We start from the raw sequence: 25,767 nt of genomic DNA on the forward strand, positions 1-25,767 counted from the left end.
AGGGTGCCTGTGAAGGCGGAGCTTAGAAAGCTTTCAGTTATGGATGGCAAAGAAGTTTATGAAATGATAGTGGAAATAGGGCTGGGAGAGGGCCATGACGAATGGAATTGGAAAGCTACAGATGCAGATCGCACCGCTTCATCGGAAAAGTGACAGACTAATTAATCCGCCCAAACCAATTCGAGCCAGAACTATATTTCTCGAGTGCTCTCATAATTCACATTTCCGAAATTCATAGAAAGCCTGCTATTCTGCAGGAATTTGGGCTGTTATTTGTCCGTAATCGCAGAAAGCCTGGAAAAATACATTTTTTCTCATTCCCAATGGAGATTGGACTGCTTATTTACGAAAATTACTGCACAACGCAGGCTTTTCTCCCAACCATCCGCATCGCTAAATAATAACTCCAGATTAATCCCCACGCTATGCGTGGGAGAACGGAATAGGAAGAGCCGAGGCCGATGATGGAAAAGCCCTCCTCTGGTATACTGACAATGGTTTCGCAGCCAATGTCAGGAAAAGAGGAGGGCATCCATGGACAATTCGAGTCTATCACATACGAAATGGGATTGCACGTATCCCATCGTATTCATTCCCAAATACAGACGAAAGGTCATGTATGGGGAAGTGAGAAGTGATATTCGGGAAATCATCAAAAAGTTATGCGAGTATAAAGAAGTAAAGATCGTCGAGGGGAGCGTATGCGTGGATCATATTCATCTGTGCGTGAAAATTCCGCCGAAGTTGAGCGTATCTCAATTTATGGGGTATCCTAAGGGTAAGAGAGCGTTGATGATCTTTGATCGACATCCCGAGTATAAAAAGAGAGGCGACCGGCATTTTTGGGCAAAAGGATACTACGTCAACACGGTCGGTAGAAATGAGGCGGAAATCCGAAAATATATTCAGAATCAAGTAGAAGCGGACCAACTCGAAGATAAAAAGCAAGAATAAAATCCCTTCCAGGGGTAGCAAGCGACATTGGCTTGCGAAACCACGCCTTTAGGCGTTGCCAGTATATTGCCCCTTATAGGGGCAATATAAAAACCACCCGTTGAACGGGTGGTAAGCTTAGTCAAACGAGAATCAGAGGCGAAGAACATGGAAGCTGTACCAGAACTAAGCACAGTATCCTTTCTCTTTTACTGCGAAGAATATTGTGGCATGCTTTTTTTGTTACAATAATTACAGAAATAAACTTATTGTGTAAATTATTTTATGGTCTGATGAAAAGTGGGTGGATGGATTGCTGGAAATTTCTATAAATGATCCTAACAAGCTGGTAAAAGTAGCTCATGCATTGAGTACTCATACGAGAATCGGCATCATCAAACTGCTCCTCGAATTTTCTAATCTAAACATTCTGGAAATCGCTGAGAGGCTGGATATTCCCGTATCTACGGCTGCTAACAACGTAAAGGTGTTGGAGGAGGCTGACTTGATCGTTACGGAGCTACAGCCGGCGACAAGAGGTGCCATGAAGGTATGCAGCCGAAATTTTGATGACATTAGGATGATATTAAACCCTAGCGTCTATGAACAGAATCCGAGCAAGGTACAAGAAGTGGAAATGCCGATAGGTCATTTCAGTAATTTTGATATCGTTCCAACCTGTGGCATGGCGAATACGGTCGGCATGGTATTCCCGGAAGATGATCCGCACAGTTTCTATCACCCTGATAGCAGAACGGCCGAATTGATCTGGTTCCGAAAGGGTTGGATCGAGTACCGGTTCCCGAGGAAGCTCCCTGCCGATGCTAAGGTTCGATCCCTGGAGTTTTCACTAGAGCTGTGTTCCGAGGCGCCGAACTATAACAATGATTGGCCATCGGAAATTACGGTGTGGGTGAACGACGTGGAGATCGGTTCATGGATTTGTCCTGGGGATTTCGGCGACCATCGGGGAAAGCTGAATCCGTCGTGGTGGTTTGAGGGTAGCACCCAGCACGGTCTGCTCAAGACTTGGGCCACGGACTTGAACCGCAGTACGATCGATCAGGAGAAGTGTTCGGATACAACGATCAAGGATCTTGGCTTGGAAGAGAAGCCGTTCATTGCCTTCAAGATCGGTGTGAAGCCGGACGCCAAGCATCAAGGAGGACTTAATCTGTTCGGCAAAGCGTTTGGCGACTATCCCCAGGCCATTATTATGCGACTTAAATATGATTGATCTATAGAAAAGTGGATACACAAAAAAGCTCCAAAGTGCTAACCATGCACTTCGGAGTTTTTTTTGTGTATTAAAACAAATATTTTGAAAGAAAGCGTTGACATTACGAAATATAATCTTTAATATTTTGGATGTAAATAAAAAATATGAAATAAAACAAAGGAGTAGGAACGTATGACAACAGAGATGTATATCAAGGACTATCCACGGCCTCAATTCGTAAGGACAGCCTGGGTTAATTTGAATGGAGTGTGGAGCTTTGGGTTCGATGATGATAACAGAGGCGAAGGAGAGCGTTGGTACGATAACTTTGGAGGGGATATGACGATCCAGGTTCCTTTTACTTACGAGACCAAAGCCAGTGGAATTGGAAGAGAAGAGCATCATCCTGCGGTTTGGTATCATCGCGAACTGGATCTTTCGAAGGAATATGAAGGGAAGCGGCTTATCCTGCATTTTCAGGCGGCGGATTACTTAACGAAAGTATGGGTGAACAGCCAGTATGTTGGCTGTCATGAGGGGGGATATTCGGCTTTCTCCTTTGATATTACCCCTTATATAAGCCTAGACGGTTGCAATGTCCTCACAGTCAAGGTTGAAGACAGTATGGATGCCACGCAGCCCCGTGGAAAACAACGGTGGGTTGAACGCAATTTCGAGTGCTTCTATGTGCAGACAACAGGCATTTGGCAGTCCGTGTGGCTCGAGGCCGTAAGTCCGGTCTATATCGATTCGGTGAAGATGACCCCCGATCTTGATACGCGTTCGATCAGGTTTGAGTTTCAAGTGAACGGCGACCTTGCCGCCCAAAATATTCGGGTTGAGACGATCATCAAATTGAAAGGACAGCAGGTAAAGAAGACGAGTCTGCTCATTGACCGGCCTTGGCTTCAGCTCGATGTCGATCTCGTTCACGAAGCCAATGGACCTTGGAAATCCTGTTACTGGAGTCCGGCGCACCCGAACTTATATGATGTAGAGTTTATTTTGTATCAGGACGAAGAAGTAGCCGATCGAGTATATTCCTATTTTGGAATGAGAAAAATTTCGATTGAAAAAGGTCAGATTCTCCTTAATAATATCCCTCTGTATCAACGTCTTGTGCTGGATCAGGGATATTGGCCAGAAAGCCATCTGACACCGCCGTCCGAGGAAGCCATTATTGAAGACATAGATCTTATTCTCAGTATGGGGTATAACGGTGTTCGCAAGCATATGAAGGTGGAGGATGCAAGATTCCTATATTGGTGCGATGTCAAAGGCCTGCTTGTCTGGTCGGAAATGGCCGCAGTCTTCGAGTTCAACGACAAGGCCGTGCAGAGGTTTACGAATCAGTGGATGGAGGTTGTCCGTCAGCAGTATAACCACCCGAGCATTATTACCTGGGTTCCTTTCAATGAATCGTGGGGAGTTATGAACATTTTCAAGGATAAGAAACAACAGAAATTCACGGAATCTATTTATCATTTGACGAAGGCCTTCGATTCGAACAGACCGATCATTTCCAATGACGGTTGGGAACATACGATATCCGATATTTTGACTTTGCATGATTACGTGGAGACCGGCGAGGAATTGATGAAACGGCTTCAGAATAAGGAAGCGATTGTGGACAATGAGAAATCCTTTAATGGTTTGAAATACGCGTTTGCCGACGGCTACTCCTACAGCGGACAACCGGTCATCATCAGTGAATTCGGAGGGATCGCCTTCCAATCGGAAGCCGGTTGGGGATACGGCAAGCAAGAAACGTCGGAAGAGGCTTTCCTGTCGCGCTTCCGCGGCATCCATGAGGCCATCAAAAAGACGGATTACATTGTAGGCTATTGCTATACCCAGATTACGGATGTACAGCAAGAGATCAACGGGCTGCTGACAGAGAATCGCAAGCCGAAATTACCGCTGGATATTATTCGAGAGATCAATATGGCTTAAGTATAGAAAGGAGAAATCTTATGAGTGAAAGCAAATTCAAAAATCCGATCTTTCCCGATGGCGCCGATCCTTGGATGTTGAAACATAAGGATAGCAACTATTATTTGACCGTAACTCGAGGAGACCGGATTCAATTATGGCGAAGTCGCAGCATGACCGGCCTGGCTAAAGCGGCGCCGGTAACCGTATGGACGCCGGAGCCTAATGGCCCTTATTCCTATAATTTATGGGCGCCTGAGCTGCACTACATTGAGGATCGCTGGTATATGTATTACACCGCCAACGATGGAGGCGGTGATGATACCCGAAGAGTTTGCGTTCTTCAGCTTGAAGGAGAGGACCCTCTGAAAGATAAATGGATTTTTAAAGGCGTCGTGAATACCGCCTACGCTGGCTTGGACGGCACTGTGCTTTCTCATAAGGGAGAACTATATTTCTTCTATTCCGGATATGGGTATTTCCCAGAATACGGATCTGCGATCTACGCAGCCAAGATGGAAAATCCGTGGACGCTCACCGGCCAGAATGTATTAATCTCCGCGCCGACGGAGGCTTGGGAGAAGCAAGGCGGGATGGCGATCAATGAGGGACCTGTCTTTTTACGGCGCAACGGAAAGATATTTCTTGTATTTTCTGCGAGCGCAACCTGGTCTGACGATTATTGTCTCGGAATGACGAGCATTTCAGAAAATGCCGATTTGCTCGACTCTGCGGCTTGGGAAAAGCATCCGGGTCCGGTGTTCGGCAAAAATGTGGAGCAGGGCGTCTATGCGCCGGGACATAACAGCTTCACCGTCTCGCCTGATGGCAGCGAAGATTGGATCATCTATCATGCTTATTCCTATTCGGAAATGGATATGAATCGGTCCGAAGGTTCCAAACGCAGCACGCGGATGCAGCGATTCGGCTGGCAAGTCGATGGAACTCCGGACTTCGGGGATGCGATATCGACAAACCAATGGATTCCATCACCTTCGGGTAAATAATTTTAAAAAAATTGGAATAATATAGTTTCCATCATATGAAAAAATAAATATTTATTAAATAATCATAATGAAAGCGTTGACATAAAAGGTTGGTATCACTTATACTTTTAGCAAAGATACAAAATAATTGTATTAAAACATATAATTAATTTGTATCTAAGAATTAAAAAAGAAAAGGGGGCATTGCAGGGAAGGAGACAAGAGTAAGAAATTATTCGAACATTCGGGCCAAAACATGACAGGCGTTCTATCTGGTCGATTGTAAGATCTTGTGTGAAAAAAGGGAGGATAAAGATGAAGAAATTCACGAAACGCATGATTAACCTCGCGATTGTATCCGTTTTGCTGATTACAACCGTAACCGCATGTGGCGAAAGCTCTAACAAAGCAACCAAGAACGAATCTACGAATGTTCCCGAAACGAATAAAAGCAATGAAACCACTTTTACAGATATTAGCGCAGACATCCGTGGCAATACGGCACCGACCGCCGAACAGATTGAGGAAGTGAACTCAACTTTGAACGACTCTTATTTGGGCGATATTTTCGATCAAGTTATTCCCAATGATTATTCGGCTTACCCTTTCAAGGAAAGTGTGACGCTGGATGTTTGGATACCGGCTAACAGAAACATTCCGAATATGAACGATCATGCAGTTCATAAGCAAGTTGAGAAATTGACGGGTATTAAAGTCAACTTCATCACTCCGCCGGTCGGTCAAGAAGCGGATGCCTTTACCCTGATGATTTCCTCCGGGGAGTTGCCTGACATCATCATCGAACCGAACCGCTATCCAGGTGGCATGGAAGCCGGTGTGAAGGATGGTGCTTACCTGGAACTGACAGATCTGATGGAGAAGAACGCGCCAAACTACACCGCGTGGAGAAACTCCGATGAGTTGCGAAGAAAAACGACCGTTACCGACAGCGGCAAACTGCTTGGCTTTTATGGAATCGCTCCTTATTCGGAGTGGACCTGGTTCGGTATGCTGATCAAGAAGGAGGCTCTCGAGAAGACAGGCATGGACATTCCGAACACGATTGACGAATGGTATGCGTTCCTGAAGAAATGTCAGGAAGTAGGCTACAAAGAGCCGTTGAACTACGGATCCAACTACGGTCAAATCTTCACCGGTATTATTAACGGCGCCTACGGCGTATGGGACTGGACCTTCCTCGACGAGAACGGTAAGGTAGCATGGGGGCCTGCGCAACCGAAAGCGAAGGAATATCTTGCTACGATGCAAAAATGGAACAAGGAAGGCCTGTTGAATCGCGACTGGGCGACAGCCGACTTTAACCAAAGAATGGCGAGCGGAATCTCCGACAATACCGCGGTCATGATGGACTCCCCAGATACACTATGGAGTTACTGGAAGCAACAAAACAATATTGACTTCGTTGGAGCGCTAAATCCGGTTCTGAATGAGAGCGACAAATCTGCAACAACGTATAAGAATTTCATGAGAGCAGGAACTTCGGCAGCGATCACCACACAAGCCGACAATGTGGAAGCTGCCATGGCTTGGCTCGACTTTGCTTACTCGAAAAAGGGCTGGGAAATTTATAACTACGGTGAATACGGCAAAGTGCATTTGATCGATGAGAACGGCAAGCCATACTTCCATAAAGACAGCTATATGTATAATGATCCTGACGGTCAGCCGGTTGCTGTTACGATTTCCAAGTACCGCGTACACCAATGGCCGAACATTCGCGATGAGCACAACTCCAATCCGAATATCGTGGCGGAAGGAAGCTACTCCGGTGATATCAGAAAATACTGGACTGAAAATATGGATGCAAGCGTAACAAGGCCGCCGATTACCTTCACCCAGGAAGAAGCTTCTCGCGAAGCGGAGCTGGGCAACCAGTTGTCGACACTCCGGAGCGAATACTTCGCCAAAATTATCAAAGGCGAACTGCCGGTGGATGCTTATGACAAGTTCCTGAACGAAGCGAAAAAAATGGGGCTGGATGAATTTATAAGCATCCATCAAGCGGCACTCGACAGGTATAACAAAAGATAATAACCAAGTAACCTGACAAATAATGCAAAGGTAAAGTAACGAGGGGAGAATCCGGCGATGGCAGACAAGCCCCTCGTTATCCTTGCATAAGGTTTCAGGATAAGAAAAGTAGGTGATAGGTACATGGAGATTACACCCAACAACAAAAACATTGATAAAATCGTTGTCTCTCCAAAGTCCAAGGGCCTTCAATACACGCTAAAAAAAGACTTCAGAAAAAACTGGTTTGTCTATCTGCTGGCTGTGCCGGTAATAGTCTGGTACATTATTTTCTGTTACGGACCAATGTGGGGCGTCATGATTGCGTTTAAGGACTACAAGCCTTTGCTCGGTTTTGCTGAGAGTGACTGGGTAGGCTTTAAACACTTTATTGATTTCTTTACAGGACCTTACTTTTGGCGAGTCGTAAAAAATACGCTTCTCCTCAATGTATGGGGAATTGTCTTTGGTTTTACAGCACCGATTATTCTTGCACTGATGCTTAATGAAATTCGGGACGGAAAATTTAAAAAAACCGTTCAAACGATCACTTATATGCCGCACTTCATCTCTTTGGTCGTCGTTGCCGGGATGATTCATATCTTTGTGGCGGATGAAGGTGTCATTACCCAAATTCTCCAATGGATTACAGGTAAAGATTATACATCGCTTCTTGGGTATTCCTCTTTCTTCAGACCCATCTATACCTTCTCGGGAATATGGCAGAATATAGGCTGGAATAGTATTATTTATCTCGCCGCTATGAGCACCATCGATCCTGCGCTCTATGAGGCGGCGGATATAGACGGCGTAGGCAGAATCAAGAAAATGTGGTATATTACGCTGCCTCAAATTACTCCCACTATCGTCATTTTGTTTATTTTCGCTGTCGGCGGACTCATGGCTTCCGGACACGAGAAGATTATTCTCCTTTACAATCCGTTGACTTATGATACAGCAGACGTCATCGCATCATATGTATATCGAAGAGGTTTGCGTGAGGCAAGTCTGAGCTACTCCACCGCAGTAGGATTATTCAGCGCCGTGATCAATTTCGGTTTGCTTTGGATTACGAATAAAGTTGCCAAACGCACTTCTGAAGTCAGCCTTTGGTAGATAGGAGGGATGGCTATGTCGCAATTACAAGAAGTTCGATTTAGGAAAAGCAAATTAAAGCCCGCCACCTTCGGAGACCGAATCTTCGATGTAGCGAATTATAATCTATTGATCGCATTGACGATTGTTTGCTTGTATCCGTTGCTACATATTTTGTTCGCATCCGTTAGTAATCCTACGGCTTTGATGGCGCATAAAGGGGCATTGCTTAAACCGCTGGGCTTCACGCTGGACGGATATAAGCTAGTGTTTAAGGACAACAGCCTGCTGGTCGGCTACAAGAACACCATTATCTATGTAGGACTGGGAACGCTCATAAATATGGTCATGACGATTATAGGCGCCTATGTCTTGTCCCGACGGAATTTGTATTTCAAAAACTTAATCATGATCGTAATTACTATTACAATGTTCTTTGGCGGAGGGCTGATACCTTGGTTCCTCTTGATGAAGGATATCGGCCTCTATAACAATCTGTGGTCGATGATTTTGCCAACCGCTTTAAATACCTGGAATATCATTATCATGAGAACAAGCTTCCAGGCGCTGCCGATCGAGCTTGAGGAAGCGGCGACGATTGACGGAGCCAGCCAGGCCAATATCTTATTCCGGGTGATTTTGCCGTTATCTAAAGCAACGCTTGCCGTAATTTTTCTCTATTATTTGGTGGGTAACTGGAACTCCTGGTTTAACGCCATGGTTCTGCTGAAGGACCGGGAATTGTTCCCGCTGCAATTGTTAATGAAAGAAATACTGGTTGCCAACGACTCGACGGCTACAACAATTGGCAGTGCTGGCGGCGTGGTGATCAACAGTGCCGAGAGCTCAACGGCTTATCGGGAATTGGTCAAATATTGCGCAATTGTAGTGTCGACCGTACCGATTCTTATGGTGTATCCGTTCTTGCAGAAGTATTTTGTTAAGGGCGTATATGTCGGTTCCATTAAAGGTTAATCGATTATAACAATTATATACTCACGTATTAGGAAGGAATAAAGATAGGATGAATGAATTAGGTTCAAGTCTCAGTATTGAGCGATCTTGGACTACTCGTCGTGATAAAAAAGCGCTACAAATAGCTAAGGTTGAAAAGCTGGTTAATGGAAATATGATTCCAACGGACAGAATTGTTGAAGTTCTTGAAGAACTTATTGTTTCGAGAGACTGTGTAGCACTTGAAGGAAATAATCAAAAACAGGCATCTTTTCTTTCTAATGCACTTAATCTTTTAGATTCCAATAAGGTCAATAATTTGCATATGGTTATGTCGAGTGTTTCAAGACCGGAGCATCTTGATATTTTTGAAAAGGGTATTGCCAAAAAGCTGGACTTTTCGTATTCGGGTGCGCAGAGCCTGCGCATGGCGCAGATGATCGAAGATGGTATCGTAAACGTCGGCTCGATTCATACTTATCTGGAGCTATACGGAAGATTGTTTGTCGACCTGACTCCAAACATCGCTCTGGTTGCAGCCGATAAAGCGGATGTTTCGGGCAATTTGTATACCGGCCCCAATACTGAGGAGACGCCGACAATCGTGGAGGCAACAGCCTTTCGGGACGGCATTGTTATTGTTCAGGTCAATGAACTCGTTGAGAAACTTCCACGGGTGGATATCCCCGGCTCGTGGGTAGACTTCATTGTCGTTGCCGATAAGCCCTACCAACTGGAGGCTTTGTTTACAAGAGATCCAAGGCAGATCAGCGAAATGCATATCTTAATGGCCATGATGACGATCCGGGGCATATATGAACGCCATCAGGTGACTTCCCTCAACCACGGGATCGGCTTTAATACGGCGGCAATTGAGCTGCTGCTCCCCACATATGGCGAAGCCCTTGGGCTCAAAGGGAAGATATGCAGGAACTGGGCGCTTAACCCCCACCCGACGCTTATTCCGGCCATCGAAAGCGGCTGGGTAGAAAGTGTCCATTGCTTTGGCGGTGAAGTGGGCATGGAAAAGTATATTGCGTCTCGACCGGATGTATTTTTCACCGGCCGAGACGGGAGTCTTCGGTCAAATCGGACAATGTCCCAGGTAGCCGGACAGTATGCGGTTGACTTGTTTATCGGCTCAACGCTTCAGATGGATGCGGACGGCAATTCATCCACCGTGACTAGCGGGAGACTGGCAGGCTTCGGCGGAGCGCCTAACATGGGATCTGATCCGAGGGGCAGAAGGCATTCAACGGATGCCTGGCTTAACATGATTGTCGGCAGCAGCCCTTTGGCGCATGGGCGAAAGCTTGTTGTTCAAATGGTTGAAACCTATCGGCAAGGCAATGCGCCTGTATTTGTCGAATCCCTGGATGCCATTAAAGTGGGGCGTGACGCTAAATTACCTGTAGCGCCTGTTATGGTCTATGGTGACGATGTGACACACGTTGTTACTGAAGAAGGTATTGCTTATTTATATAAAGCCCGTGACATGGATGAACGCCGGATGGCGCTGGCCGCAGTAGCCGGTGTCACGTCTATTGGTTTGAGATGCGATGCGGATACGGCATATAAACTGCGCCGAGACGGTATTGTCGCCTATCCCGAAGATCTTCAAATAAGGCGCACCGATGCCAAGCGCTCCCTGCTGGCGGCAAAAAGCGTTGACGATCTCGTCAGATGGTCTGACGGATTATACGAACCGCCCTCTAAATTTCGAAATTGGTAAACACCAGGAGGTAAAAATTAAATGGAGACATTGAATTTTTCATATCCAGCGACACAACCGGTGTCTCAGAGAGCTTATGTTGGCGTCGTCGGTTCAGGCGATTTGGAGATTCTTCTGGAACCGTCGTGTGAGCAGCGCGCAGTTGTCAATGTAAGAACCAGATTTGATGGTTACGGTGATGTGTGGAAGAACATTCTCGACAGGTTTTTCACTGCGCATGACATTGCCGCAACAATAGAGATTAATGATTTTGGCGCCACGCCTGGTATGGTATCCATGAGACTATTTCAGGCACTGGAGACAAGCAACCATGAAAAAAATTAGAGATAGTTTTATAGAACTCAGTGCCCGTGACAGGGCTAAAGCGTTGCTTGATGCGGGAACCTTCAGGGAACTGCTGGACCCGTTTGACAGGATGGAATCTCCTCATTTAGCGCTTCAGGGCATAGTGCCTCAAAACGACGACGGCGTCGTCGTGGCGCGTGGTCTTATGAATGGAATATCCACCGTTGTCATATCGATGGAAGGGGCGTTTCAAGGCGGCGGAATCGGTGAGGTTTCCGGCGCAAAAATTGCCGGCACTCTGGAATTGGCTGTTCTCGATAATGAGCGAGGCGTCAGGACAAGAGCTGTAGTGGTTCTTGACAGCGGCGGCGTCAGGCTTCAGGAGGCCAACTATGGTTTGCTTGCTATTGCGGAAATTCAGTCGGCGATTATCGCTTTGCGAAAGTATGTGCCAGTCGTTGGCGTTATCCCCGGCAAGGTAGGATGCTTCGGCGGCATGTCCATGACAGCAGCGCTTTTCAGTACGCTTATTATGACCCCGGAGGGCCGTTTGACTCTGAACGGTCCGGAGGTTATTGAGCAGGAGGCCGGTATCGGGGAATTTGACTCAAAGGACAGACAGCTTATCTGGCGCACAATCGGCGGGATTCAGCGTCAGGCTGTCGGCTTTGCGGATGTTCTCGTCCAAGATGATATCTCAGAAATCGCGGAAGCTGTTCACAAGGCTTTCACTCATCGCACAGCAGAATTCAGAAGCGAAAGGGTAGAGCTCTACATCTCGCGATTGCGGTCGATCGATCCGGCCGCACCTTTGACTCCGATGCAGTTGCGTACAATTTGGGGAAATGAGGACGTGCGTGGAAATTTCGAAATATATGAGGACGAAGCGCGCTTGCATGGGATTGACGGTGCAGACAGCAGAGGCTCGGTATGGTTCAAAGCCCTGGCCGGAGCGTCGGATTATAAGGTTGGAAATGTCCCGTCGGTTCTGTGCGCAGACGCCGTATTAAATGGCGAGCCCGTCCGCTATATCGCCGTTGTTCCCAACCCGAACAGCCGGTTTCCGCGGGCACGTCATGGCGAGGTCGGGTTGGAAGAAGGATGGACGATTGCCAAATACGTGCGGGAGGCAATTGCGGAAGATAAGACTAAAGAGAAACGCCGGGCGATCATCGCCCTTGTGGATGTCCCAAGCCAGGCTTACGGGTATAAGGAAGAGTTGCTTGGGGTTTTTCAATCCTGCGCGGGGGCCGTCGATGCATACGCGACGGCGAGATTTGCCGGACATCCGATCGTCTCTTTACTGGTTGGGCCAGCGATCTCAGGCGCTTTTTTGGCCCACGGCTATCAGGCAAACAGGATCATAGCGTTGAACGATCCGCATGTCCTTGTGCATGCCATGTCAAAGCAGTCCGCGGCAAGGATAACAAGGCGCAGTATTGAAGAATTGGACGAGGCCGCCAAAACGATTCAGGCAATGGCTTATGACATCGAATCCTATGCGAAGCTCGGCGCTTTACATGAGATTATAAGCGGGATAAATGCGGATGAACCCAAGGAAGACGATATCAAGAGAGTGGGCGATAGCCTGAGTTCCGCTATAGAGATAGCCCGTAAAGCGCCATATGATCTTAGCAGTCGGCTTACATCCAGAACTGCCTTAACCGGGAGGGCTGCGTCGATTAAAGTACGGGAGAAACTCAAAGTGAAATGGAACTGATGCCGCATGATTTAATAAAAATCAAGAATACAGATGGGATTATACACGATGCACCGCCGCCCAACTGGGTCAAGGGCGCTTTGGAGTGCTTTCCTTACGCAGTGGTACGCCGTGCACCATTGCTGGAGAATAGAATACCAGTCGGTATCCGCGGCGATAAGAGGTGTTATCGGCAGCCGGCAGCGATCAATTTTGATAATATTCTCCAACGCGTTACCCCGGAAGAACTGGCAGACAAAAAAATGTGGAGAAGCTCCCAACGTCTGAGGGATTTCGGTGTAGCAGACACGCTTGATCAGGTGGACAAAATTTTAACTGAACAGCGCTTAAAATGGGGACCTACCGGGAGCGTAGGCTTTGAGCTTGCTAGTGGAGCGCATGCTGTGAATGAAAACAGTGATCTGGATATTGTTATACGGGCAGTTCAGTTTTTACCGGTAAGTACGGCCATGCGCATCATGCTTGAGTTGGAGCATTTATCATTGAAAGCCGATATTCAGATGGAAACCACGAAAGGGGCTGTAGCACTGGCTGAGTATGCCAGGGGCGGCGATGTCCGGATTATACTCCGGACAGTGTATGGACCTGTTCTGGTGAACAGTCCTTGGTATGAATAAGTAGTTGGGGGGTAGAGATGAGCACAGCTTTTCTATTTGCAGGGCAAGGCTCTCAGAACTGCGGTATGCTTCATGATTTGCCTTCGGACCCGATAATCACCGAAACATTAGATGAGGCCGGAAGAATATTGGGTGAGGATGTATTGAAACTGGATACGGCAGAAGCCTTTGTTTCAACAAGGGCTGTACAATTAGCGCTACTTATTTATGAAGTGGCAGTTGTCAGGCTGTTGAAATCGGAAATGGTTTTCCCTGACATCGTCGCTGGCCATTCCGTGGGCGCGTTTGCAGCGGCTGTCGCTTGTGGAGCCTTGGAATTTGCAGACGCCATATCAACCGTAGAAATGCGGGGCAGACTGATGCGGGATGCATACCCATCCGGTTTTGGCATGGGCGTCATTATCGGTCTTGATGAAAACCGGGTCAATGTATTGACGGAAAGAGTGAATACGGAAAGCAATCCGGTTTATATTGCCAATATAAACGCAGTGGATCAGGTAACGATATCGGGCAGTCTGACCGCTATACAGGCAGTATTTTCTCTTGCGCGCAGCACAGGCGCCTTTACGACAAAACTCATCAGAATCAGTGTGCCGTCTCATTGCAGACTGCTAGGCTCGGTTTCTGATGAAATAGCAAAAAAACTGTCTGCAATAAGAATGCATAAGCCGTCCATTCCTTATGTCGGAAACTATAGGGCACGAGTACTAAGGAGTTCCGGTGAAATTGCAACTGACCTCTCAAAGAGTGTTTCAAATACCGTGCGTTGGTATGAGGCGACAAGTCTGATGTATGAACGCGGTGTACGCTTGTTTATGGAGATAGGCTCTGGAGAGGTTTTGACAAATTTGGCAAGGAAAGCGTTTCCGGAAGCTCGCTGCTTATCTGCGACGAGCGGTGGCATGAATTCTGCACTCCTTCTATTTAGCAAGGAGAAAAACAGAATGGGCATATAAGACGATACGACGTGGGAGGTGTTTATGATTAATGAAAACTGCTTGAACATCGATGAAATTTCGTTGACTGTCGGCAGCTTTGCTATACAGGCTATACTATATGAAGCCTCCTGTTTTCCGTCTCCGGGGTTAGTGTCGCCTGTATCAACAGGGTCGCATAAAGACATGGATTACTTTATGTTCCTTGACAGCACTGCTGTTTTGAGTAAATACCTGGCGGAGTTCGTCCGCCAGGGTTTAAGTGACCGGTCTTATAGAAAGATATTTGAAGCCATCCGGGAAATCGGAAAAAAGGCCGAAGCGGAGATGTTTCTTAAAACAAACGGCATTAACACTCATAAAGGCGCATTGTTTCTGATGGGACTGGCTTGCGCGGCTGTCGGCAAAGCGATTTATGATGGTTGTGCATTTGAGGAAATACAAAATATTATTAGAAGCATGACAAAAGGAATCGTCCAGCGGGAGCTTATGGTATTAGAAAACCGGCCTGATTTAACGCATGGCGAAGAAATATACTTAAAATATAAGTATCCTGGAGTCAGAGGAGAAGCGGCAGCTGGAATACCTGCTGTTTTTAATTATTCGTTGGATTTTTTCAGGCAGAATTCCGATATGACAATCAATGACCGGCTTGTTCAGACACTGATCGCAATCATGTCGCATTGTGAGGATTCTACAATCGTTTACAGGCATAACCCTGAAACATTGGACAAAGTAAAAGCCAGGTCTCGGAGTATCATTGACGCCGGGGGGATGAAAAGCCATGAGGGCAGAGCTTTAATTGACCGCCTGTGTGAGGATTTCATTAAAGAGAACATTAGCCCGGGAGGAAGCGCAGACTTACTTGGCGTGACAGTATTTTTAGACTTGGCAGAACAATATATGAGCAGAAATATCAGAATAATATAAAGGAATGGTGAATATGAACTCGGAAAAAATGATGGAACTCATGCAAGATCAGGATTTCAAAGAAGTCATGCAGGCAATTATGATGAAGAATTCTGAAGAACAAAAGAAAAGCACACAGCGGAAATACAGGGCACTTAATCAATATGCGGCAAAAGGACAAACTCTGTTTGTTGGCTCTTCTCTGATGGAATGGTTCCCAATTAATGAAATGCAGCTAACGCTCAACTTAAAACATATCATTTACAATCGAGGTATTGCCGGAAGCACTACAGCCGATCTTCTTGAGGTTATGGACGATTGCATTTTTGATCTTGCTCCGTCAAAGATATTTATTAATATCGGGTCAAATGATATCGGATCAGTCGGACCGAATGGCTATGAAAAAGAAACTCTGCTAGCAAACTATAATAAAATCATGGAGCAGATCAAAGAAAGATTGCCTCAATGCGAAGTGTATGTTATGGCCTACTACCCTATTAATGCCAAGGCTGATTATGGGCTTGACAAATCTAGGAAAGCTATGATGTTTGCCACACGTACCAATTCGAATATATTGGAAGCCAATACCGTGATTGAAGAACTGGCTAATAAACACGGTTTTCACTTCATCAATGTCAATGAGGGGTTAACAGATGAAGACGGAAACTTAAAAGCAGAGTTTTCTACCGACGGAGTTCACATGTGGCCTGGTGCTTATGCTGTTATTTTGGAGAATCTCAAAAAATATCTTTGACAAGCGGAGAATGTGTTAGCTAACGGAAACCAGTAGTGTCCGGTAGGCTCGATGCCAAACACGATGTCTGTCTTCCCATGTGCTTGCCCTAGCTCCTTCATCCACGTTGCCAACTTCGACAGCCCTTCCTGATCGTTATGGAATACGCAATCCTTCCCAAGTTCGATACCACGGAAGTCTACAGCACGTGCGACATGTATCTTCTTAGCAATATCCGCACCGACCACCAGTGTCGATTCGGTAATTCGTGTAATTCGTTGATTCTGCTTCTGTTTCAGTTTATACTTCATATTGAGCGTCCTCCTCTTAATAAGGGCAGTGAATGTTTGTCGATCATCCATTCCAAGACCCAGCATACAGGAGGCGCTTTTTTTTATTTTCAAAGAGCAAATTTATTCATTACAGGAATGGCTCCTTTATAAGGAGTAGATGCAACAAAATAGACGATTCAATTTTTGCTCTGCAACGGAAGCAGCCGTTTGAAGAGCGCAAAGACATGTAGAAATACATGTCAATTTACGAGAATCCGCCAGTATAGTGAAAGACGTGCGATTCTGCAGGTCATTCACCCCCAAAAGTGGAAAATCGGCCAAATGGTTAGAATGACTTGCACATTTGCACGTCATTGGCTGTTTTTGTATAGTCCCTCTAAAATGACCTGCATTTTTGCAGGTTCTTGTACCATTTTTCATCAGAGTTTTAAAGCTTGACTCGGATTTATCCTTCCTATTCTTCTCAAGACTTTCAATATAGCGGCTCCTCGTCTTTTTTAAGTGCCGATTTCCATTTTCTATCATTTCTGATAAAATACTAATCAAATTAAATTCTTTATACAATGGGAGGACTCTATGATATGGCGCAATTAAGCTGGGAAGAATCCTATTTGGGGAAAATCCGGAAATCCATGGGAGATCACAAATTAATCAATATAGGGTGCAGAGGGATTGTCATGGATGAGGAAGGAGGAATTTTGCTAGTTCAAAGAAAGGATAATAACAAATGGGTCATGCCTGCGGGCAGCATGGAGCTCAATGAGTCGGTGTTCGACGGATTAAAGCGGGAAGTATGGGAGGAAACGGGCCTGAAGGTTCAGGAAGCGGAATTAATAGCCATTTACTCCGATCCGAATAAATATTCCTATGAATCATGGGGATTCGAGTATCAGATGCTGTCCTTTGTATTTTACGTTACCCAGTGGGCAGGAACTCTGGAAAGCGCAACGGAGGAGACAATCGATGCCCGATTTTTCAAGCATGATGAATTAGCTTCAATAGATATTCCACCCCTATATATAGAAACATTACAAGACCTGCAGAAATATAAAAAGACGCGAAAAGTGATCGTTAACTAAATATTCTCTTTTATCAAATATCCCACAGTGAGGGGGGATCGTTTGATAGGAAGAACGGTTGAATTGTAGACGAGTGAATGAAAAAAGGGGGGGATTTCCATGAAGGCAGAGCTTATAGAACTTTCAGCTATGGACGGCAAAGAGGTTTATGAGATGATACTGGAAATAGGGCTAGGGGAAAATGGGTTCACTAACCCTTTCCCAATGAATAGTTTTGAAGAATTCGTCCAAAGCCTTCCACGGTTTGTGGAAAAGGCTGGAGGAATAAACTTGCCCGACCAGTATGTGCCTCAAACGATCTATTGGCTGTATGTGGATGGCCGGCCAGTAGCCTTTGGAAAGCTCAGGCACTATCTAAATGAAAAGCTTCTGGAATACGGTGGGCATATTGGATACATTGTCAGACCATGTGAGCGAGGGAAAGGCTTCGGGACCTTGTTTTTACAAAAGTTATTAGAAGCGGCAAAAGCTAAACAGATAAGCGAAGTGCTTCTAACTTGCGATGAAGATAATGTGCGCTCCAGAAGGGTCATTGAGTCGAACAATGGCCAATTGAACGAGATTACCAATGGAATTTGTAAATACTGGATTAAGAATTAAATTTCCGGGGAGATTCAAGAGGTGACGTTGCTAATTTGTACCCAGAGAAAGGGGAGAATCTATTGGATAGATTACGAGAAATGGTTCAGCGACAATTTTCCGACTATTTAATCAGCCCCTTAAGGGGAGGGGGGACAAATGCTGTGTTCCTAATGGAGCATAGCGGAAGACGCAGCGTTCTAAAAGTAGCGATGATATCCAACAGCAAAGCTTTCGTTGAGGAGAATTGTTTGAAATGGTTAGCCGAAAGACGAGTGGCGCCATTATTATATCAGAGTATAATGATAGATGGGCATACAGGGATCCATATGGAGTTTATTAACGGAAAATCAATTCTATCCATGGTACAGGAATATCTTATATCTTCAAGTTATGATAGCATTTATCCACTTTTTTCAACTTTAGGGGAACTGCTTGCAGATGTTCATTATGTTCCGATTGATAATAAGCTGGAACTTCCCGGGTTATTATTCGAGGCTCCGCTTGAAAAAGCTTTTATTGATGCAAATTTACATAAAAGATCTATCGAATTATTTAAAGATTTCGGTGAAACTTTAGGTCAGCCTCCAGTGCTCCTGCACGGAGATTTTGGTTACCATAATGTGATTAGAGATTCGTCAGGGAGTAATAGGTTGATAGATTGGGAGCTTGCAAGTATAGGAGATCCCAGAGTGGATGTAGCCAATGTTTTGTTTTGGACACACTTGCATTTTCCTGACATTGCACTTGATTGCGGGAGAGTTTTTGTAGATGGATACAAGGCACGGAGAAGGGCGGGCTGCTCTTTAGAGGAACTGCATACTTTTGTAATTTATCAAATCTGGAGAATAATAGATATGGTTAAAGATGAGTTTCCAAACCAGGTCAAGCTGGAATGGAATAGAAGACTATTATGGGCTTTTGATCATGTTTTTATTTGATCTGCTGTTGATTCTACATAGCATCATTATGTCCGTAGAACCTTGAAGAGCTAGGAATTATTGAAATAGGGAGTAATCAGATGTTAAACAGTTCAAATAATAGCAAGTAGGAGGTCAGATCCATGAAGCTGAGAGTCGGAGCCGTATTTATTCCTGTCATCGATCTGGAAGAAAGTATTGCATGGTATACCGAGCGTCTGGGTCTTCAATTGGTCGATCATTGGGGGGCGGGTGCAAGCTTCACCTTTAAGGAGGGAGAGGCTCTAGTTGCTTTAATTGAAGTTCAGGAGCCGCAACCATTGGATTTTCCGGTTAACCCTAATCAAAGCAATGTTTATTTTCATATGGAGACGGATGATATAGAACACGCTAGAAAAGTGTTAGAAAGTAAAGATGTAGTAATTTGTAAATATTACGATCATGGACTGATGGAAGAAATATTTATTAAAGATCCTACAGGAAATCAAATAGCGATTTATAGCGAGAAGAAGGAGTCGCCCTTCTATAAGCATGCCTCCGGAAAAATATCCTGGTAAGCAAGAGTTTGTACGCAGATTACGAATTGGCCTGGATATTGGCACTTCTTCTAAAGCTAAACGCGGATACTGAACAAGGAAGGAGAAATGGGTCTGGGCCGAGAAATCATACAGTCATAAAAAAGTGTATGTGAGGGGGTCCTATTTGCAAAATTATAAAACCTATGGAAAACCGCCCTATCAAACCTTATTAATTCATGGTGGGCCCGGTGCTGCTGGGGAGATGGCTTCGCTGGCGAGAGAAATCAGTGATCAGGTTGGGGTTGTTGAGCCTTTTCAAACTAAAAAGACGATAGAGGAATTAGTATTAGAACTGCATGAAGTGATTCAGGAAACCTGTCCTTCTTCCGTATATTTGGTCGGTTATTCCTGGGGAGCATGGTTGTCCTATCTCTATTCTGCAATTTATCCAGAGCAGGTCAAGAAGCTTGTTCTGATCGGAAGCGGTCCGTTCGAAGAGAGGTACGCCTCGGAAATTAGTGCTGTGAGAATGAACCGAATGAATGATGGGGAAAAGATAAAATTTGCGGAACTCACGAAGAAGCTTAGCCGTCCTGATGCCAATACCGATAAGGTGTTAAAACAGTTTGGCCAGTTGATGTCGGCGCTTGACAGCTATGCCCCTATATCCGTTGAAGCGGAAGAGGGGAGTGTAGATTTTGAACTATATCACAGTGTGTGGGGAGAGGCCAGTAAATTAAGAGCGAGTGGTCTATTGCTCGAATACGGCAATCAAATTACATGTCCAGTGGTAGCTATACACGGTAAATATGATCCTCATCCTTATCAGGGGGTTATCGAACCTTTGTCTACGATCATTAAAGATTTCCGGTACATCCTATTAGAAAAATGCGGACACACCCCATGGATGGAGAGATTTGCCAAACAGCGTTTTCGAGAAGAGCTATTAAATCAATTGGAAATAAGTTAAATGAAGAGAAGAAAGGAAAAAAGCATATGACATCCTTCCCTGTTTTGGAAACCGAAAGACTTCTATTAAGACAATTGACAGTAAAAGATTCCAGCGATTTATTTCATTACTTTTCTAAAGATGAAGTAACCCGATATTATGATTTAGAAAGCTTTGTAGAAGTGGAGCAAGCAGAGAAATTGATTGATAAGTGGAACGATAATTTTCAACAAGAACTAGGCATCCGATGGGCTATAACTTTGAAGAAGGAGAACCGGGTTATTGGCACATGCGGATTCCATAACTGGTTTAAAGAGCATTACAAAGCAGAGATTGGGTACGAGTTGACACCGGAATATTGGCGGCAAGGAATCATGACCGAAGTATTGAAGGCCGTATTAGACTATGGATTTAAAGAACTGGAACTAAATCGAATTGAGGCATTTATTGACCCGGATAATATTAGTTCAAGAAAGCTGCTGGAGAAATCCGGGCTGCGGGAGGAAGGTTTTTTGAAGGAATGCTTTTATGAAAAAAATCAGTTTGTGGATGCTGTCCTCTTTGCAGTATTAAAGAGAGAGTATCTTAGGTGAACAAAGAGAAAAAACGCGATGTCTTAAATTTTTAAACCAATGAGCAGGAATATATCGTGATGAGAATCGATTGGATATCGGCTTGGGAATGGATCCTTTCCTGACAGGTAAAGGGCTGGGGGGGCCTTCTTTGTAGCAGAGGGCCTTAAATTTATGAAAGAGCATAGGAACCAGGTGCAAATTAGACTGGTCGTGGCCAGCTTTAATCAAAGAGCGATAAATGTCTATAAAAAGAATGGATTCCTGGAAAAGGAGTTGCCTTCTTCAGTAAAGCTCACGGGAAAGATGTAAAGTTTATATGCATGGAAACTCTTTAGAAGGAAGGTTACATACATGACAGAATTGAATTCACTGGCTGCCCCTGATGTACTGAAAAAGCGGCTGCTTGCCTTGGCGGCCCTGGATTTAATCCTGTGCCCTGAACAATGGCTGCGTTATCACAGCTTTGATCCGCAATGGGCCCATAATGTTTCTCTGGCCATAATCGACAATGGGTCCGGCGATCATTTGTTTATTCTGTTTACGCCGGAAGGGACGATCATGAAGGGATTCGATCATGAGTCGACCTTGAGTCCACACGCCAATGACGAATACAAGGTATGGCCTGGCATTTACGACGATGTGCCTGCCCCGCTTCTGTCTTGGCTGGATGATGAAGCCATAGAACAAGAAGAAGTCACCTTCTGTATATGGCGCGAAACCGGAGACTCCGTCTGGCGCAAGGGAGAAGTCGAGGTTCCGGACGGAGAGGATGACGGTACCGAATTTCTGCTGGGGACCATCTTTGTAACGCCGGAGAACTATGTGGAGTGGGCGGAAGACTATTTTGACATGCCGGTGCCGGTGGAAACGGTAGAGCAGATTTATAGCGGTACTCCGATTACGGAAGCGATGATTCGTTCTCTTAACCCAGAACGAGATGTGGAGGAAGCTCTGCGCGAGCTGGAAACCCTGTTCACAACCGCCTGACGGAATGGCACCGCAATCTTGCTGTCCTAGCGGTATATTTCTTGAAATCCATTAGGCTTCACTAAAAACTCATTAACTTCACTTGCAACCGTCATTTGATCTTGTAACGGTTGTATGCACCATATTATTTACATTGGAGATATGACGCTATTTCGCGTCATGAAAAATAATCCCCAGACTATACCTTGTTCCCGTAGTCACTGTGCCGACTCCGTGTCGCAGCGTTGTCCTATAGTAGCCGCGTGTTCCCGGTACAGGGCGATGATTAGTCGGGAAAATAAGGCCTTCGCCTTGCTCCAGCGTAATGACGTGGCCTCTGCTTTGCGCCCGAGGCCGCTGTTCCACCAACAAAAACTCACCGCCCGTGTAATCCGTACCCCGCTGATTGAGTGCAAACACAACTTGGAAGGGAAAGAACACTTCTCCATACAAATCCTGATGAAGACAGTTGTATCCTCCCGCTTCATATTTCAAAATCAACGGAGTGGAGCGGATCTGCCCTGCCTGATGACATTGCGAGAGAAATGCCGTAAGTGATTCGGGATATATAGGTGTCAGATTCAACAGATTCAACCAACGGTTGGCGGTTTTGGCCAGCTCCGGGTACAAGTCGTTACGCAACTGCTGTAGTAATTCCGGGAGGGGAGCATCATAATATTTGTACTCCCCTATCCCGAAACGATATCTGGCCATGTTGATCGTGCTTCGGAAATGGGATTGTACCTCGTACGTATCCATGAGGGTCGTGCACGCAGCGGGACTTAGTAAACGCGGTAACTTGGCATATCCGTGCTCATCGAGCGATTGCTGCAGCGTTTCCCAGTCCAGTTCGGTGACAGGTGTCGTGAGTTGATCAGGCATGCTGCCTATCTCCTTTTCCACGCAGGCCGTTCCGTTCCAATTGCAGCAGTTTTGTTTTCATATCCATTCCGCCGCGATAGCCGGTAAGTGCCCCGTTTTTGCCGATCACACGATGGTTTTGTGACCCGACAAAACAAAGCCCTTCGTCCATAGCGACGATATGCATGGTCCAATCCTGAAAAGTAAGCAACGACCAATAAATGGTCCCTTTAATTTGGTTTGTCATTTTGTATCGTATCCTCCATTTGTTGCTTATACCACCCGCGATAGCCTTCTGGCGTGTATCCATCTTCTTTTTGAACAAGGTGATGAAATATGGCATGATCCGGATTCGGTTTCCATTGATCTGCCATGTTCGTTAACCTACACGAGTAGTATAACCCCAAAATGAGGCGTTTGTGTGCTTTCTCGAATGTAACAGCAAGATCGCGAAATGGTTAGTCGACACTTTTATGATACAACTGCGAAAGGGCGAATTTGAAATATGGAATAAGACAAAAGGAATTGGCGGCGTATGTTGTTCATGTAGTTAACCAACCGATTGTAATAGATAAGAACATAATAACTTCCTATAACCCGTCTACCGCATTCGATGTAGCAGTTAAACTTTTGGAACAGTTAACATCAGAAGAAAATTGTAATCATGTCAAAAAATTAATGGGATTCTTAAAAGGTTAGCGGCTGCACATCGTTGCTGCCAGGTGTGGAAATAAATTAAATTGGCAATTTTGTAATGCCCAATAATCAGCCAAGCTGCCGTTAGGCACCCTGGCTGATTATTGAACTATTTTTTCCACCCTTTAAGGAGCGAGCAAAGTTCATTCAACCGCCAGTCAATTTATTGGCTTCGGTTGGTAAGTGAGAACAACAACGCCTGAACGGAACGTCCATTGCGGTTCTTCCATAACACCATCAAGCGATAAAAATTCCGATACAACGATTTTCCTCATTTTACCCACTCCCGGATCATTGATAGTTGCCTACTTCGAAACTACTAAATATCGGATGAAGCACCCCCTGTCTTTGCCTCTATAAAGACGACGATAGGGACATATCAAAATCGACATGTTCTAAAAAAATAGCTAGTGATGAAAAACTAATTAGCAAAACCTATTTTTACAACTTCATAATAACTTGATGACGATTCTATAATCCGGCTATTCTATACTGCTTACTGTGATCACAAACAAAACTATAAGGGAGAGATTCAAAATGATAGCAAGCAGATCGGAAAGAAGTGGATTTAAAAAAAGCCTATTGGCGGCCGCAGCGCTCATTGGGGCCAGCGCTTTACTGTTTCAAGGATTCGCCCAGGCAGCGACGGCTTCGGAATTCAAAAACACAAATACTACTCCTGCAAGCTATGCGAACTATACAACCGGCTCATCGCAAACGGCGCCAAACAGCTTGCCGGAAGGTTACATAAAAGCAAATTATACGGTGGGAGCTCTGGATCTTGAATATTACCGCAACCAAACGCCAACCAGCAACGATATGACCAAAGAAGAGGCGGCGGAAATCGGCGCACAGGCTCTTTGGGAGTTATTTGGCCTGAACCTGGAGGGTCAGGTGATTGAAATGGGCTACAGCCAGGCAACCGAAAATCTTCCTCTTTCGCATTGGGACGCTAGTGTGCTGATTAACGGAGAGCGCGATCATTATTTCTCTGTAGACTCTGTAACGGGAGAATTACTTAACATAAGCCGTGCTAGCAGAGCGCTGGATAAAAGTGTATCCATAGCCTTTGATTCGGCTCTTGATCAAAACCCGGGGGAATATATTGCGCTGGCCGAGAAGCTGGCCGAGAAATATAACGTGGTTCACGGCGCAGTCCAGTCGGTGGAATATAACGGCCAAGGTTACGGCAACCATGAGCCGGATATTTCATTTGATATCATAGGCGAAAATGGGGAAATGGCTTTGATGTCTCTCTCCCGATATGATCAGACGCTGCTCGGTATCGTTTATAGCGCGGAATACAAGCCCACAATGGAATCCCATGAAAAGTTCATTAAGCAGGTGCAGGAAAAGGTTAAAGAGCTTGAAAAGTCATCGCCTCCGGCTGATGATAACGAAGCACCCGCTCTGATGGTTTTGCAGTAAAACACTATTTATAAAGCTCTCTCTTTATGGGAGGAAAACCAACTTTCGATTCCCAAACAAGCCACTCCTGCGTTCGGTGAAGTATCACGCTTTACAATGAAGCGATACATGCTTCGTCTCTCCACCATGCAACACGTTTTTGTCCCACTTAAATTAATGGGGCGTATCGGGAATGGAAAGCTGGCCAGATTACCGCGACGGAGGCTATGCGTCAGATCGGTATGAAAAAGCCTACGTTGTACCAGCGAGTGAAGGAATACGAGGAAATGGATTAAAATAACGAATCGCTTCCCGTCCGGGAAGCGTTTTTGTTTATATGGATCTGTCTGTGCTTCTTTATATCGGTATCCGTAAACCAAAAAGCTACGTCCTTTCGGATTGACAGCCGCAGCACCCGGTAGCTTGCATAGAAGAACCGGAACAAATCGATTATAGTTAAAAAAAACATTCACAGTCCAACAACCTGATTGTAAGGGCTTTTTTCATGGATGTCACAACTACAAAGAAATCAACGCTTGAGTAAGGAGTCATTGGGAATGAAAGTTGATCGCTTACTTGCCACCCGATCACTAGAGAGGACGATCCAAGCCGCAGAATGTTGGACAGACAGCACGTCAATTATGTTTGTTTAGCATGTGAAGAACAGGAGTTAATTCCACTCGGGGTGGTACAAGATTTCGACCGAATGGACGGCGGAGATCGAGTGTGCCGCCTAAATTTGCATGTCAACGTTGTGGGAGTGAGATGTACCCCGAATACTACAAGGGAGTACATGGGTACGAATATAAATTTTCAGAAATCCTCCAAACTCAAAAGGACCGT

General features: G+C 45.3%; 25 protein-coding genes and 1 pseudogene. 23 read left to right on the forward strand and 3 right to left on the reverse strand.

Annotated features, from left to right (window positions below):
• The first annotated feature begins 9 nt into the window (after positions 1–9).
• The 15 genes from KJS69_RS04375 to KJS69_RS04445 all read left to right on the forward strand — a co-directional run bounded on the left by KJS69_RS04375 (position 10) and on the right by KJS69_RS04445 (position 16,102).
• Complete coding sequence (locus KJS69_RS04375) at positions 10–153, forward strand: hypothetical protein (protein ID WP_213581972.1); 144 nt, start codon at positions 10–12, stop codon at positions 151–153.
• A gap of 381 nt (positions 154–534) precedes the next feature.
• Positions 535–954, forward strand: a complete 420-nt coding sequence (gene tnpA, locus KJS69_RS04380; RefSeq protein WP_213581974.1) for an IS200/IS605 family transposase — start codon at positions 535–537, stop codon at positions 952–954.
• Positions 955–1,246: 292 nt separating this feature from the next.
• The gene (locus tag KJS69_RS04385; RefSeq protein WP_213581976.1) at positions 1,247–2,170 is read left to right on the forward strand and encodes an ArsR/SmtB family transcription factor; all 924 of its coding nucleotides are present in this window, start codon (positions 1,247–1,249) and stop codon (positions 2,168–2,170) included.
• A gap of 174 nt (positions 2,171–2,344) precedes the next feature.
• Positions 2,345–4,105: a glycoside hydrolase family 2 protein gene (locus tag KJS69_RS04390; protein WP_213581978.1), complete on the forward strand. Its 1,761-nt coding sequence runs from the start codon at positions 2,345–2,347 to the stop codon at positions 4,103–4,105.
• Positions 4,106–4,125: 20 nt separating this feature from the next.
• Positions 4,126–5,091 carry a glycoside hydrolase family 43 protein gene (locus KJS69_RS04395; RefSeq protein WP_213581980.1) on the forward strand — a complete coding sequence of 322 codons (966 nt, stop codon included), beginning with the start codon at positions 4,126–4,128 and terminating at the stop codon, positions 5,089–5,091.
• Positions 5,092–5,385: 294 nt separating this feature from the next.
• Positions 5,386–7,122, forward strand: coding sequence for an extracellular solute-binding protein (locus tag KJS69_RS04400; protein WP_213581981.1), 1,737 nt, complete (start codon positions 5,386–5,388; stop codon positions 7,120–7,122).
• A 123-nt stretch (positions 7,123–7,245) separates the two neighbouring features.
• Positions 7,246–8,217 (forward strand): ABC transporter permease, encoded by a 972-nt coding sequence (locus tag KJS69_RS04405; RefSeq protein WP_213581983.1) that lies wholly within the window; start codon positions 7,246–7,248, stop codon positions 8,215–8,217.
• Between the two features lie 15 nt (positions 8,218–8,232).
• Entirely contained in the window at positions 8,233–9,171 is a 939-nt protein-coding gene (locus KJS69_RS04410; protein ID WP_213581985.1) for a carbohydrate ABC transporter permease, read from the forward strand.
• Positions 9,172–9,220: 49 nt separating this feature from the next.
• On the forward strand, positions 9,221–10,882 hold the full coding sequence (gene mdcA, locus KJS69_RS04415) for a malonate decarboxylase subunit alpha (RefSeq protein ID WP_213581987.1): 1,662 nt from the start codon (positions 9,221–9,223) through the stop codon (positions 10,880–10,882).
• Positions 10,883–10,903: 21 nt separating this feature from the next.
• A complete protein-coding gene (locus tag KJS69_RS04420) occupies positions 10,904–11,206 on the forward strand; it encodes a malonate decarboxylase subunit delta (protein ID WP_213581989.1) in 303 nt (100 codons plus the stop codon).
• Positions 11,193–12,887: a biotin-independent malonate decarboxylase subunit beta gene (mdcD, locus tag KJS69_RS04425; protein WP_213581991.1), complete on the forward strand. Its 1,695-nt coding sequence runs from the start codon at positions 11,193–11,195 to the stop codon at positions 12,885–12,887. Before KJS69_RS04420 ends, mdcD begins: the two co-directional genes overlap by 14 nt.
• Positions 12,878–13,504 (forward strand): malonate decarboxylase holo-ACP synthase, encoded by a 627-nt coding sequence (locus tag KJS69_RS04430; protein ID WP_213581993.1) that lies wholly within the window; start codon positions 12,878–12,880, stop codon positions 13,502–13,504. Before mdcD ends, KJS69_RS04430 begins: the two co-directional genes overlap by 10 nt.
• Positions 13,505–13,521: 17 nt before the next feature.
• Positions 13,522–14,460, forward strand: coding sequence for a malonate decarboxylase subunit epsilon (locus tag KJS69_RS04435; protein ID WP_213581994.1), 939 nt, complete (start codon positions 13,522–13,524; stop codon positions 14,458–14,460).
• A 24-nt stretch (positions 14,461–14,484) separates the two neighbouring features.
• Positions 14,485–15,369: a triphosphoribosyl-dephospho-CoA synthase CitG gene (citG, locus tag KJS69_RS04440; protein ID WP_213581996.1), complete on the forward strand. Its 885-nt coding sequence runs from the start codon at positions 14,485–14,487 to the stop codon at positions 15,367–15,369.
• A gap of 13 nt (positions 15,370–15,382) precedes the next feature.
• Positions 15,383–16,102 (forward strand): SGNH/GDSL hydrolase family protein, encoded by a 720-nt coding sequence (locus tag KJS69_RS04445; protein ID WP_213581998.1) that lies wholly within the window; start codon positions 15,383–15,385, stop codon positions 16,100–16,102.
• On the opposite strand, the gene KJS69_RS04450 is transcribed toward KJS69_RS04445, so the two are convergent.
• A complete protein-coding gene (locus KJS69_RS04450; protein ID WP_374706609.1) occupies positions 16,063–16,392 on the reverse strand; it encodes an IS110 family transposase in 330 nt (109 codons plus the stop codon). The genes KJS69_RS04445 and KJS69_RS04450 overlap by 40 nt on opposite strands.
• 563 nt (positions 16,393–16,955) lie before the next feature.
• Between KJS69_RS04450 and KJS69_RS04455 the strand changes: the two genes are divergently transcribed.
• The 7 genes from KJS69_RS04455 to KJS69_RS04485 all read left to right on the forward strand — a co-directional run bounded on the left by KJS69_RS04455 (position 16,956) and on the right by KJS69_RS04485 (position 21,981).
• Complete coding sequence (locus tag KJS69_RS04455; protein WP_213582000.1) at positions 16,956–17,453, forward strand: NUDIX domain-containing protein; 498 nt, start codon at positions 16,956–16,958, stop codon at positions 17,451–17,453.
• 99 nt (positions 17,454–17,552) lie between these two features.
• On the forward strand, positions 17,553–18,053 hold the full coding sequence (locus tag KJS69_RS04460) for a GNAT family N-acetyltransferase (protein ID WP_213582001.1): 501 nt from the start codon (positions 17,553–17,555) through the stop codon (positions 18,051–18,053).
• A gap of 62 nt (positions 18,054–18,115) precedes the next feature.
• On the forward strand, positions 18,116–18,973 hold the full coding sequence (locus KJS69_RS04465) for a phosphotransferase family protein (protein WP_213582003.1): 858 nt from the start codon (positions 18,116–18,118) through the stop codon (positions 18,971–18,973).
• 122 nt (positions 18,974–19,095) lie between these two features.
• Complete coding sequence (locus tag KJS69_RS04470) at positions 19,096–19,509, forward strand: VOC family protein (protein ID WP_213582005.1); 414 nt, start codon at positions 19,096–19,098, stop codon at positions 19,507–19,509.
• Positions 19,510–19,654: 145 nt separating this feature from the next.
• Complete coding sequence (locus KJS69_RS04475) at positions 19,655–20,440, forward strand: alpha/beta fold hydrolase (protein WP_213582007.1); 786 nt, start codon at positions 19,655–19,657, stop codon at positions 20,438–20,440.
• A 26-nt stretch (positions 20,441–20,466) separates the two neighbouring features.
• Positions 20,467–21,012, forward strand: a complete 546-nt coding sequence (locus KJS69_RS04480) for a GNAT family N-acetyltransferase (RefSeq protein WP_213583030.1) — start codon at positions 20,467–20,469, stop codon at positions 21,010–21,012.
• A gap of 333 nt (positions 21,013–21,345) precedes the next feature.
• Positions 21,346–21,981: a hypothetical protein gene (locus KJS69_RS04485; protein ID WP_213582009.1), complete on the forward strand. Its 636-nt coding sequence runs from the start codon at positions 21,346–21,348 to the stop codon at positions 21,979–21,981.
• Positions 21,982–22,128: 147 nt separating this feature from the next.
• Here KJS69_RS04485 and KJS69_RS04490 read toward each other — a convergent pair whose 3' ends face one another.
• Entirely contained in the window at positions 22,129–22,842 is a 714-nt protein-coding gene (locus KJS69_RS04490; protein WP_213582011.1) for a 2OG-Fe(II) oxygenase, read from the reverse strand.
• Positions 22,835–22,957, reverse strand: a pseudogene (locus KJS69_RS30200) (MGMT family protein); the annotation flags it as partial. The pseudogene KJS69_RS30200 and the gene KJS69_RS04490, both read right to left, overlap by 8 nt.
• 1,097 nt (positions 22,958–24,054) lie before the next feature.
• Between KJS69_RS30200 and KJS69_RS04500 the strand changes: the two are divergent.
• Complete coding sequence (locus tag KJS69_RS04500; protein WP_213582015.1) at positions 24,055–24,945, forward strand: hypothetical protein; 891 nt, start codon at positions 24,055–24,057, stop codon at positions 24,943–24,945.
• Positions 24,946–25,767: the final 822 nt, after the last annotated feature.

The organism is Paenibacillus sp. J2TS4, from assembly GCF_018403245.1.
Lineage (GTDB): Bacteria > Bacillota > Bacilli > Paenibacillales > NBRC-103111 > Paenibacillus_L.